Below are 12,957 nucleotides of genomic sequence, written 5' to 3' on the forward strand. Positions count from 1 at the left end.
CATAGGCTAGTGTTTAACAGCATTGGCCGAAAATTCTCCACAAGCCTAGCATTTGCAGCGTTCCGGCACAGACCGGGTCCCTATCGAGATGATTTCTATCATGTCCTCCGCTGCATCTTTCCGCACAGAAAAAGACCTGCTTGGCGTACTCGAAGTACCTGCGCAAGCGTATTACGGCATCCAGACCCTGCGAGCGGTGAACAACTTCCGTCTCTCCGGCGTTCCGATTTCGCATTACCCGAAGCTGGTCGTCGGTCTGGCGATGGTCAAACAGGCCGCCGCTGACGCCAACCGCGAGCTGGGTCACCTGAGCGAAGCCAAGCACGCTGCCATCAGCGAAGCCTGTGCACGTTTGATCCGCGGCGATTTCCACGAAGAGTTCGTGGTGGACATGATTCAAGGCGGCGCTGGCACTTCAACCAACATGAATGCCAACGAAGTCATCGCCAACATCGCGCTGGAGGCCATGGGTCACCAGAAGGGCGAATACCAATACCTGCACCCGAACAACGACGTGAACATGGCGCAGTCGACCAACGACGCCTACCCGACTGCGATCCGCCTGGGTCTGCTGCTCGGTCACGATGCGCTGCTGGCCAGCCTCGACAGCCTGATCCAGTCGTTTGCTGCCAAGGGTGTTGAATTCAGCCACGTCCTGAAGATGGGCCGTACCCAACTGCAAGACGCCGTGCCGATGACCCTGGGCCAGGAATTCCGTGCCTTCGCCACGACCCTGGGCGAAGACCTGGCGCGTCTGAAAACACTGGCACCTGAACTGCTGACCGAAGTGAACCTGGGTGGTACTGCGATCGGTACCGGCATCAACGCCGACCCGCGTTACCAGCACCTGGCTGTTCAGCGCCTGGCACTGATCAGCGGTCAACCGCTGGTTCCGGCCGCCGACCTGATCGAAGCCACGTCCGACATGGGCGCCTTCGTACTGTTCTCCGGCATGCTCAAGCGTACCGCGGTCAAACTGTCGAAGATCTGCAACGACTTGCGTCTGCTGTCCAGCGGCCCACGCACCGGCATCAACGAAATCAACCTGCCGGCGCGTCAGCCAGGCAGCTCGATCATGCCCGGCAAGGTCAACCCGGTTATCCCGGAAGCGGTCAACCAGGTAGCGTTCCAGATCATCGGCAACGACCTGGCCCTGACCATCGCAGCCGAAGGCGGCCAGTTGCAACTGAACGTGATGGAGCCGCTGATCGCCTTCAAGATCTTCGACTCGATCCGCCTGCTGCAACGCGCCATGGACATGCTGCGCGAGCACTGCATCGTCGGCATCACCGCCAACGAAGAGCGCTGCCGTGAACTGGTCGAGCACTCGATCGGCCTGGTCACCGCGCTGAACCCGTACATCGGCTATGAAAACGCCACCCGCATCGCTCGTATCGCCCTTGAAAGCGGCCGCGGCGTGCTGGAGCTGGTGCGCGAAGAAGGCTTGCTCGACGACGAAATGCTCGCCGACATCCTGCGCCCGGAAAACATGATTGCTCCGCGTCTGGTGCCGCTTAAAGCCTGATCCGACGCGTTACTTGTAGCACCGCTCACCAGGTCGAGGGACTAGACACCTCTCACCTTTTGAGGGCTTGGGGATTTATTCCCCAAGCCCTTTTTTTTAACTTCTGAAAGGAAAACTGTCTTCTGTAGGAGTGAGCCTGCTCGCGATGCAGGCACCGCGGTATTTCAGTTGCACCGCGTTATCGTTCATCGCGAGCAGGCTCACTCCTACAAAGACCTGGCGCAAAAATGTCAGGTGTTTCAAGGCTTCGTTTCGTCGCTTGCACCACAACCGTGCAGACGGACGGCACTCTCCTAGGTATAGTGCCGCCCCTCTTCGCGTGAGCGGTCGTCGGTAACGAGGCCCAAACCCATGCGAAACCCGAACTAATAACAAACCTGCGATATGGGCCCGGGACGAACACTCGCCTCACTGTTGTGCCACGTGCACACCGGTGTAACGCGATGTTTCGACCTGCCCAACATTTGCCTACACAAAAAACAGCGAGGAATAATCCATGCTCGAAGTCATTAACGACTTCCTCTCAGGGAAAGTACTGATCGTGCTCATTGTCGGGCTCGGTAGCTACTTCACGATCCGCTCGCGTTTCGTTCAATTGCGCCACTTCTTCCACATGTTCGGGGTGTTCCGCGACAGCCTGAAAAGCAGCGCCGGGCAACTCAGTTCGTTCCAGGCCTTGATGCTCAGCCTCGCCGGCCGTGTCGGCGCGGGCAACATCGCCGGTGTCGGCATCGCCGTGACCCTCGGTGGGCCAGGTGCGGTGTTCTGGATGTGGGTGACCGCACTGGTTGGCATGTCCAGCAGCTTCTTCGAATGCTCCCTTGGTCAGCTCTATAAACGCACGGATGCCGACGGCACCTACCGTGGCGGCCCGTCCTACTACATCCAGCACGGCCTGCAGAAGCGCTGGTTGGGTATGGTCATGGCGTTCCTGCTGCTGGTGACCTTTGGCTTCGCCTTCAACGGCCTGCAAGCCCACGCCGTAACTCACTCGCTGAACAACGCGTTCGGCCTCGACACCACCTACACGGGCCTGGCCCTGGCGGTGTTGCTGGGTATGGTGTTCATCGGCGGGATCAAGCGTATCGCCAAGGTCGCTGACCTGCTGGTGCCGGTCAAAACCCTGGTGTACATCGGCGTGACCATTTACGTGATCGTGCTGCAATTCGACCACGTTCCAGCCATGCTGATGACCATCGTCAAAAGCGCTTTCGGTCTGGATCAAGCCTTCGGCGGCCTGATCGGCAGCGCCATCGTCATGGGCGTGAAGCGTGGCGTGTTCGCCAACGAAGCGGGCCTGGGCAGTGCGCCGAACGTGGCCGCCGTGGCTTCGGTCGAGCACCCGGTGGCACAAGGCGTGGTTCAGGCGTTCAGCGTGTTCCTCGACACCTTCGTGATCTGCACCTGCACCGCATTGCTGATCCTGCTCTCGGGCTTCTACACCCCGGGCTTCGAAGGCGACGGCATTGCCCTGACCCAGAACTCCCTGGCCGCCGTGGTCGGTGACTGGGGCCGCAGTTTCATCTCCGTGGCCCTGTCGTTGTTCGTGTTCACCTCGATCCTCTACAACTACTACCTGGGCGAGAGCAACCTGCGCTTCCTGATCGGTGAAAACCGCAAGGCGCTGATCGGCTACCGCGCGCTGGTGCTGGTGTTGATCTTCTGGGGTGCAATCGAGAACCTGGGTACGGTGTTCGCGTTCGCCGACATCACCATGACCCTGCTTGCGTTCGTGAACCTGATCGCGCTGTTCCTGCTGTTCAAGGTCGGCATGCGCATCCTGCGTGACTACGATGACCAGCGTGCTGCCGGTATCAAGACCCCGGTGTTCGATTCGAGCAAGTTCCCGGATCTGGACCTGGACTTGAACGCCTGGCCAGCCAATCCGCCGGCCGCTGCTCCAAAGGCAGAAGCCGAGCTGCAAGGCGTACCCGCAGCGCAACGCTGATGGGTAAACGACGGACGCATCCTCTGTGCCCGTCAGTTAAAGTGCACAACTTGTGGGAGCGAGCAGGCTCGCTCCTACATGTCATCTCTTGCGGAGACTTTCCCATGGTTCCCAACTCCTACCCTGCCGCCCAGCACGTCATGGTGCTCTACACCGGCGGCACCATCGGCATGCAAGCCAGCGCCAATGGCCTGGCCCCGGCGTCCGGTTTTGAAGCGCGGATGCGCGAGTATCTGCACAGCCAGCCTGACCTTGTCGTGCCGCAGTGGCGCTTTCGTGAAATGTCGCCGCTGATCGACAGCGCCAACATGAGCCCGGCGTACTGGCAGCAACTGCGTGAAGCGGTGGTCGACGCCGTGGATGTCCAGGGCTGCGACAGCGTGTTGATCCTGCACGGCACCGACACCCTCGCCTACAGCGCCGCCGCGATGAGTTTTCAATTGCTCGGCCTGAATGCCCGCGTGGTGTTCACCGGCTCGATGCTGCCGGCCGGCGTGACCGACAGCGATGCCTGGGAAAACCTCAGCGGTGCGCTGGTTGCCCTGGGCCATGGCCTGGCGCCGGGCGTTCATCTGTATTTCCACGGCGAACTGCTGGACCCGACCCGTTGCGCGAAAGTCCGCAGCTTCGGTCGCCATCCGTTCAAGCGGCTGGAGCGTCAGGGCGGTGGTGTGAAGGTCACTTCGCTGCCGGCTCAATTGCATTACAACCAGAGCAAGCAACTGGCGAAAGTCGCGGTGCTGCCGTTGTTTCCCGGTATCGGCGCCGAGCAACTTGATGGCGTGCTGAACAGCGGCATTCAAGGCCTGGTGCTGGAGTGCTATGGCAGCGGCACCGGGCCGAGCGACAACCCTGAATTTCTCGCCGCTCTGGAGCGGGCGCGGGACAAAGGTGTGGTTGTTGTCGCCGTCACCCAATGCCACGAAGGTGGCGTTGAGCTGGATGTCTACGAGGCCGGTAGCCGGTTGCGTGGTGTTGGCGTGCTGTCGGGTGGCGGTATGACCCGTGAGGCGGCGTTCGGTAAATTGCATGGCTTGTTGGGTGCCGGGCTGGACACCGCTGAAGTGCGACGACTAATCGAGCTCGACCTCTGCGGCGAACTCAGCTGACACACCGCAGGACCTGTAGGAGCGAGGCTTGCCCGCGAAGGGGTCTTCGAATACGCCAAAAGCTTCGCGGGCAAGCCTCGCTCCTACAGGTTCAGTTCCCGGCATACAACTTGCTGCCGTTCCAGCATCCCAAGGCTGGAACACCCATGCTCCACTCCCACCTCACCACCCTCAACGCCGTCTCCCTGGTGCTCAACACCTTCAAGGCCGAAGGCTTGTCCAGCGAAGCGCTGCTGGCGGGAAGTGGCATCAGCGCGGCGGATCTGAGCCGGGCGGACACGCGCATCACCACCAACCAGGAGATGCAGGTTTGCGCCAACGCGGTCGCGCTCAAGCGGGACATCGGCCTGGAACTGGGCCGGCGGATGCACGTTTCGTCCTACGGCATGCTCGGTTATGCGCTGCTCACCAGTGCCACCTTCGGTGACGCTTTGCGCCTGGCGATACGATATCCGGCGCTGTTGGGAACACTTTTCGAGTTGAGCCTGGAAGAGGACGGCGAGCGCATCTGGTTCGTGGCCGCCGATTACCGGGAGAACCCGGCGCTGGCCGTGTTCAACGCCGAGTTCTGTCTGGTGTCGTTGAAAGTCATCTGCGACGACCTGCTCGGGCATCCCCTGCCATTGCTTGCGGCTCGCCTGGAACATGCGGCGCCGGACTATCGGGCGAGCTACGCCGAACACTTCGACTGCCCACTGCACTTCGCCGCGCGGGATAACGCCTTTGCGTTTGACAAGCGCTGGCTCGACCAGCCCTTGCCGCTGGCCGATGTCATCACCCATCAGGCCATGGTCGACCGCTGCCGCAAGCAGAACACCGAATTCACTGGGCGTCAGGCGTGGCTGGGGCGGATTCGGCAGCTGCTCCGTGCGCAACTGAATGCAGCGCCGGGGCTGGAAGGCCTGGCCGAGCAGATGAATTGCTCGGCGCGCACCTTGCGTCGACACCTCAAGGATTCGGGGTGCAGCTATCAGGAATTGCTCGATGAGCTGCGTTTCGAGCAGGCCAAGCAAATGCTCTGTGAAGACCAGATGCCGATCTACCGGATCGCCGAGGCGCTGGGTTTCAGCGAGACCGCAAGTTTTCGCCATGCGTTTGTGCGCTGGAGCGGGGTGGCGCCGAGTCAGTTCCGGCCACACTGACAATCCCTGTGGGAGCGGGCCCTGTGGCGAGGGGATTTATCCCCGTTGGGTTGCGTAGCGACCCCGGCATTTCAAAGTTAAACCGTGTTTACGACTGCTTCGCAGCCGAACGGGGATAAATCCCCTCGCCACAGGGCTCGCTCCCACACGGGTCTGCATTCCATGCCTGAACCGGGGCGCAGCCGCGCCAACAAGGGGCGAATTTCGGTCAACTATTTTGGCCATATCGATCCCCTTTTGGCCTTTCCTGCCGTTCTCCGAATCGCCATCCGCCGCAAGACTGTAGCCAACCGAATCAGCCTGCGGAGAACAAGAAAATGCTGACGATCTACTCGGACGATCACCACCTGCACCACGGCCGTTGTGAATTGATGGACGGGCAACTGATGCCCTGCTTCGAAATGCCCTCACGTGCCGACCATGTGCTGCAACGGGTGCAAACGCAGAACCTCGGCCCGGTCGAAGCGCCGCAGGATTTCGGCCTGGAGCCGATCGCGCGCATCCACAGCCGCGACTACCTCGACTTCTTCAAAGGCGCCTGGGCACGCTGGACCGAATTCAATACTGACGGCGACTTGCTGCCCTACACCTGGCCGGCCCGCACGCTGCGCCGGATCATCCCCACCAGCCTGCACGGCCAGCTCGGCTATTACAGCTTCGACGGCGGCGCACCGATTACCGCCGGCACGTGGCAAGCGGCGTACAGCGCAGCGCAAGTGGCCCTCACCGCGCAAACCGCCATCCAGCGCGGCGCCCGCAGTGCCTTCGCCTTGTGCCGCCCACCGGGACACCACGCCGCCAGCGACTTGATGGGCGGTTATTGCTACCTCAACAACGCGGCCATCGCCGCTCAGGCGTTCCTCGATCAGGGCCACAAAAAGGTCGCGATCCTCGACGTCGACTACCACCACGGCAACGGCACCCAATCGATTTTCTACGAACGCAACGATGTGCTGTTCACCTCGATTCACGGTCATCCGGAAGCCGAGTTCCCGTTCTTCCTCGGCTATGAAGACGAGCTCGGCGAAGGGGCCGGCGAAGGCTTCAACTTCAACTACCCTTTGCCGGCCGGCAGTGGCTGGGACAGCTGGAGTGCAGCACTGGAACAAGCCTGCAAAGAGATCGAAAAGTACGGTGCGGACATCGTTGTTGTGTCCCTGGGCGTCGACACGTTCAAGGACGACCCGATCTCCCAATTCAAGCTCGACAGCCCGGATTACCTGGCCATGGGCGCGCGCATCGCGAAGCTCGGCAAGCCGACGCTGTTCGTGATGGAAGGCGGTTACGCGGTAGAAGAAATCGGCATCAATGCCGTGAACGTTCTCGAAGGTTTTGAAAGCGCCCAATGAGGAATTAGAACAATGAACAGACTCAAGCGTTTTATCGCACCGGTACTGTGCGCCACGGTACTCGGTGGCGCCGCCCACGCTGAAGAGCGAACGTTGCGCGTCTATAACTGGTTCGACTACATCACCCCCAAGGCGCTGGAAGACTTCAAGGCACAGAACACCCAGACCAAACTGGTCTACGACATCTTTGACACCAACGAAGCACTTGAGGCCAAGCTGCTGACCGGCAACTCCGGCTATGACGTGGTGGTGCCGTCCAACGTGTTCCTCGCCAAGCAGATCGAAGCCGGCGTGTTCCAGCCCCTGGACCGCAGCAAATTGCCGAACTGGAACCACCTCGATCCGAAGCTGATGAAGCTGCTCGAAGGCAACGACCCGGGCAACAAATTCGCCGTACCGTACATGTACGGGACCATCCTGATCGGCTTCAACCCGGACAAGATCAAAGCCGCGCTGGGCGACAATGCGCCGGTGGACAGCTGGGACCTGATCTTCAAGGAAGAGAACATCAGCAAGCTCAAGCAGTGCGGCGTCGCCCTGCTCGACTCGCCGTCGGAGATCCTGCCGCTGGCCCTGCAACACCTCGGTCTGGACCCCAACAGCAAGAAGCCGGCGGACTACGAAAAGGCTGAAGCGCTGTTGATGAAAATTCGTCCATACATCACCTACTTCCACTCCTCCAAATACATGGCGGACATTGCCAACGGCGACATCTGCGTCGCGGTCGGTTATTCCGGCAGCTTCTCCCAGGCCGCCAACCGCGCCAAGGAAGCCAAGAACGGTGTGATCGTCGATATGCGCCTGCCCAAAGAAGGCGCGCCGATCTGGTTCGACATGCTCGCGATTCCCAAAGGCGCGAAGAACCCGGAAGACGCCTACACCTTCATCAACTACCTGCTGCAACCGAAGGTGATCGCGCCAGTCAGCGATTTCGTCGGCTACCCGAACCCGAACAAGGACGCCACGGAACTGGTCGACCCGGCGATCCGCAACAACCCGAACCTGTACCCGACCGAAACAGCGATGGGCACGCTCTACACCCTGCAACCGTTGCCGCGCGATGCCGAACGTGCGCGGACCCGGGCCTGGACCAAGATCAAGTCCGGGACCTGAAGCCCGGCTGAAAACCGAAGACCCGCCGCGACGCGGGTCTTTTTTTGCCTGCGATATTTATGTACCACCCGACACTTTGAACCGCCCGATACCTTCTCCCGATCCCGCGTTGCGCATTCAGCAGCGGCGCGTTCTCAGTCAGGAGACGACCATGTCCGAAACCGTTGCCCCGAGTGCAGAAGAGGTACTGACCCAGCTGGTCACCGGCCCCTCGATCAGAGAAGTCGCAGCGACCGCGCTGAGCCCTGCGCTCAACGCGCTGTATCCGCAGTTGAAGATTGATCCGACGCTCGCCACGGTCGTCACCCCGACCTGGGTCGATACCGGCGACAACGTCGTGCCCGGCCCTGACGTGTTTGAATCGCTCACCGATGTGCTGGTACGACTTGGTTTGTCGGGATCGACGGTGACGCTCCTCGATGGAGAACATTTCCTGACCCTGCAACCGGGCGCTGAACCGCAGGCTCAACTGCCGGTGAAAATCGATGCCATCGGTTGCCTGCTCAACGCGCTCGCTCCGCAGCTGTTCATCGCCTATCAGCAACAGCAACTTGATTACTGGAACCAGGAGACAAGCCCTTCGACGCCGCGCTGGCATTCGCTCGCGCAATCGCTGCAGGACATCTGGAGCCCCGATCCCGCCTCGAACTGGGATGCCGATGAAAAAGCCATGGCCCAGGCCGTGTTCAATCATCCGGATCGCGCAACAAGGCCACAGGACAAGTACCTGACCAAGGCCTGCCTGATCGACACCGATCGGGTTGAGAACGCGGTCAGCGAACATCTGCGCGTCCTGGACATCGCCGTGTTCGTGGGCACATTGGGCACGCGGACCCTGGTGCTGACGCACTCGATTGCCGAAGGGTTCAAGCGTTATGACTCTGTTGCGGCATTGGGTGAAACAGTGTTCGCACACCCTGGAACGTCAAGCATCGAACAAACCCTGCAATGGCGTCTGTATGAACCCGAGGGCAACTTCTTTCACCACCAGGCCTGCGCGCTGATTGCACTCGAAGCCGAAGCCATCGGTTCATTCAGTAGGGTTGCGCGCACTTCTTTTACGAATCTTTCGCCACAAATCAGTGCCGCGGCAAAAAGCTTCACTGAATTTGAAGCCCTGCCGTCGTCACGCTTCAACAAGGTTCAGGGGTTACTGACAGGCTGGCTGAAAAACGCTTCGTCGGCGGACCTCACCCGCTACAGCCGACACTTGATGGAGCTGGCGCAGCTGCGGGAACAGGACGCTGGAAAAACCTTCGACGAAGGCATCTCGTCACTGCCGGAGTTTGCGCTGCAAACCTTGCGAGAGCAGATGATCAAGGATCATTCCGCGGCAGCGGACCTGGATCTGCAAGACATTGAAATCAGCATCACCAGCGTCGTGGTGCTGGGCGCTGTCGTGATCCCCGGCAAGACGCAAACCACCACGCTGTCGCTGATCGAACTGGCGCTGCAAAACCTGATTGCCGTTCCGCTGGGAAACAAGACGGTGAACTGCAAAAACGGCGACGCAGTGCCCGTCTGGATGACCCCTGCCTATCTTGAAAATCTCGTCACGCAGGTCGATATCGGTGGGGTTTACCCGGCGCTGATCAAGCGCAAGTTGCTTGATGATCCGCAAGAAACGTTACGACGGCAGGCACTCTACACCCGCCATCTGCGTACCCAACTGCCCTTGCAGGCGCTGCAGCACAAGATGCGCGGCGAGGCGGGTATTGATGAACGTGGCTACCAGTACGTCAATGCCGTTATGCAGGAAAACGCTGCCGACCGCAGGGTAAACGGACAGGAGATTGTGATTCGACCGCTGGCCTTTATGACCGGTGATCGCGCCGGCAGCAAAGGCGATGAAGTCGCCAACATGTTCGTCATCGGTCCGCGACTCACCGATAAAGGACCGTGCCTGCTCTACCGGCCATTGCTCACCCCCTCGCTGATGCAATACCCGAGCGAGGCCAATCTGCTGTATGCAATCAAGCACGAAAAACCGCTTCGCCAATCGATCCTGGCCTGGCTGTCCGACGATGTGCGCTTCAACTATTCCCAGTACGTGTTTTCGGGTGAGTTGCCTTCGGTCTGGACGCTGACCCAATTGCTGGTCGATCCCACGTCAGCCCTGGGCAAGATGGGCGCGGTGACGCTCAGTGCAGAAGCCCTCGATGACGCGCCGCTGGCCGCCCTGTTCAAAGCCACCGCCAACGCCATGATTACCCTGGCTGACCAACAATCGGTGTCCAATGCGCAAGCTCGCTGGGCAACGCTCAAGCAAGGCACATGGATGCTGTTCAATGTCGCGTTGCCCTTCCTCGGTCGCACCGCCGGGGTGGCCGCGTGGATCTGGCAGGTCATGGACGACTTGCAGGACATTACCGATGCAGCAGAGAACGACGACAGCCCACTCGCCTGGTCCGCCCTGACCGATCTGCTGTTGACCCTCGGCATGGTATTGGCCCATCGGGCTGCCACTCGCGATAAGCCCGTCTCGCGGTTGCCCGAGAAGGTCGAGCCGCCCTCCGTAACACCCGAAAGCAAGCCTGCCCACACCATCACGGTCACCCGTCTGCCCGACCTCGATCAGCTTCCACCGGCCCATGAGACGTCTCTGCACGCCATCGCTACGCTGCCTTCTTCATCCCTGGGTGTCTTGCTTGATGAACTGGCCATCGCCGAACCCAAAGGAATGGCCGCCGCCTCCAGCGAGCCCGGCTTTCACCAACACCTCAGTTCGCTCAAGGGGAAATGGTATGCCAAGGTTGGCGAGCGATGGTTCGAGGTCACCCTCAACGACAACAACGATGTGCAGATCATTGACTCGCGCCAATCTCCCGCACGCACGGGGCCGTTGCTGATCAAGAACGCCAGGGGCGAATGGTTTATCGATACGCGGCTGAGGCTCAAGGCCGGGGGCAAGGAGAAACAACGGCTGGAACAACAAAACCGGCAACGCCAGGCTGAACTGAAACAGCAAATGATAGCGTTCGAAAGCCAGACCAAAAGCCGCGAAACAGCACTTAAGGAAGCGGAAAAAAGCGCGCAGGCGACTACAGCCACCGACACCCATCGCCGCTTGTACCTTGAAATGCTCGACGCGCAGACGTCACTCCTGAGCACCAACATGGAACAGATGAAAGCCTTCAATGCTCGCGAGGCGATTCCCAATTTCCGAAAAGCAATGATCAGCCGCCTGGATTTCCAGCTGTCGCTGCTGCAAAAATGGTTCGTTCATCAGCAGCCGTTTTTCGGCAATCAAATGCGCCTTTCCCTCGATCTTCTCGACAACCCGCCAACGGAAAACACACAGACCAGCCGGCAAACCCATCAACTCACGAGCGACTTGACCGCCAGCTACATCAACAAAATCGAGTCTGCGCATGCGTGCTTCGAGCAACTGAACCTGCTCGGGAAAGAAGCCATCGAAGTGATCCGCGACGTCAAAGCCAACATGCCGTCGTTCGATTTACAGGACCTCAAACTGTTCCAGATCACACTCGGTCAAGAGTTGTGCCTCGACAACAGCATCACGCCCGCAGCTGAAGCGCGTCAGGCACTGGAGAGCGTTGTCGAAAATGTTGGCCTTGCGATTCAGGCTTCGCTGGACCTGGCTGCTGACGAAGAGGTGCTGCACTTGCCGGAGCGGATCGATGGGCTCAGCGATCTGGTGGAGCAACTCACGATCACCGATCAGCGCATCGTCGATCTGCCCACGGAGTTTCCCGGGCAGTTCCTGCAACCACCCCTCGACGTGATGCGCCAACGTATCGAAGGTTTTCAACAGCGCACCGTGAAGCAGCTAGCGAGCTTGCTGCGCGAACGCAAGGCACTCGAGCCGCAACCCGGCCCTTCCCGTCCGCCGACCGCTCCCGCCAAGCGAATCATCAAGACCCGTTACAAAGGGACGGTGGTGGGCCAGCCACGTGCCGACTCCGCGATGCAAGGGTCACAACTGATCGACGTGACCTCGGCGTTGACCGGTAAAGTCATCTCGACCTTTCATGAGAAGACCCCGGGTGTCTGGGTTGAAAGAGTGGCCCCGAAACCGGCTCCCCCCGCCGTTAGCCAACCCGACTTGAGTGCAAGCACGGCTCAAGGCCAGGCATTGCTGGCTGGGCTGGACGCGTTCATTCGTCGAACGCAGGCCCACTCGAAAGGGACACGACGAATACCCGTGGAAATAGAGGAAATGTTCCATCAGCAGGCTCACCGACTGCAGGACGCCGCCAGCGCAATCGACGATGCGCTGACCGCCAGTAATTCCACCGAAGGTGGTCCGGGATCCGCCGTAACGCTGGCCAAGCAGCTGAACGACGGGGCAACCAGACTCCACAACCAGGGACGCTTGACGCGAATCAGTATGACCAAACTACAGCCGCCGACGGCGGAACGGGTCCGGTGGCTGCACAGCGAAGGTCAGGTCGATATCGTCAAGAACCCCGGCCGACGCTTGCTCAAAAGCCGTAAAAGAGACTATCTCGAAGAATATGAGATCCGCGATCACAGCAGCCAAAGTGTTCTGTGGTATGCCCACTTCCACTATTCGGAACCCGCTTCGCCTGCACAAACCTTCACCGCGGCGCACCTGAAAACCGTGCAGCAACGGCTGCTGGGCGGCGCAACCGAGGCCCGCAACGCCAACGACGATCTCCAGGCGATCTCGATCTACCGCAGCGAGATCAGTCCGCAACTGGCGACCACCCTGTTTTTCGCCAAAGTGCCGGCCTCGGCCTCAGGGTCGTAAGCCTGATCTTGTGCTGAACCCGAGACCCGCATTCGC

General features: G+C 60.2%; 7 protein-coding genes. All 7 read left to right on the top strand.

Annotated features, from left to right (window positions below; translation table 11 throughout):
* Nucleotides 1–100: 100 nt before the first annotated feature.
* The 7 genes from aspA (at nucleotide 101) to ACIQV9_RS08000 (ending at nucleotide 12,921) form a co-directional block, all read left to right on the top strand.
* Nucleotides 101–1,525, top strand: a complete 1,425-nt coding sequence (aspA, locus tag ACIQV9_RS07970) for an aspartate ammonia-lyase (protein ID WP_201115628.1) — start codon at nucleotides 101–103, stop codon at nucleotides 1,523–1,525.
* A 496-nt stretch (nucleotides 1,526–2,021) separates the two neighbouring features.
* Entirely contained in the window at nucleotides 2,022–3,473 is a 1,452-nt protein-coding gene (locus ACIQV9_RS07975; protein WP_403099905.1) for an alanine/glycine:cation symporter family protein, read from the top strand.
* Nucleotides 3,474–3,577: 104 nt separating this feature from the next.
* Complete coding sequence (locus ACIQV9_RS07980; RefSeq protein WP_403099907.1) at nucleotides 3,578–4,582, top strand: asparaginase; 1,005 nt, start codon at nucleotides 3,578–3,580, stop codon at nucleotides 4,580–4,582.
* A gap of 146 nt (nucleotides 4,583–4,728) precedes the next feature.
* A complete protein-coding gene (locus ACIQV9_RS07985; protein ID WP_403099909.1) occupies nucleotides 4,729–5,724 on the top strand; it encodes an AraC family transcriptional regulator in 996 nt (331 codons plus the stop codon).
* A 317-nt stretch (nucleotides 5,725–6,041) separates the two neighbouring features.
* Nucleotides 6,042–7,073, top strand: coding sequence for a histone deacetylase family protein (locus ACIQV9_RS07990; protein WP_403099911.1), 1,032 nt, complete (start codon nucleotides 6,042–6,044; stop codon nucleotides 7,071–7,073).
* A gap of 12 nt (nucleotides 7,074–7,085) precedes the next feature.
* Nucleotides 7,086–8,186, top strand: coding sequence for a polyamine ABC transporter substrate-binding protein (locus ACIQV9_RS07995; protein WP_403099913.1), 1,101 nt, complete (start codon nucleotides 7,086–7,088; stop codon nucleotides 8,184–8,186).
* Between the two features lie 151 nt (nucleotides 8,187–8,337).
* Nucleotides 8,338–12,921: a dermonecrotic toxin domain-containing protein gene (locus tag ACIQV9_RS08000; RefSeq protein ID WP_403099914.1), complete on the top strand. Its 4,584-nt coding sequence runs from the start codon at nucleotides 8,338–8,340 to the stop codon at nucleotides 12,919–12,921.
* Nucleotides 12,922–12,957 lie beyond the last annotated feature (36 nt).

Origin of the sequence: Pseudomonas sp. NPDC099000, from assembly GCF_044759925.1 — a bacterium.
Taxonomy (GTDB): domain Bacteria; phylum Pseudomonadota; class Gammaproteobacteria; order Pseudomonadales; family Pseudomonadaceae; genus Aquipseudomonas.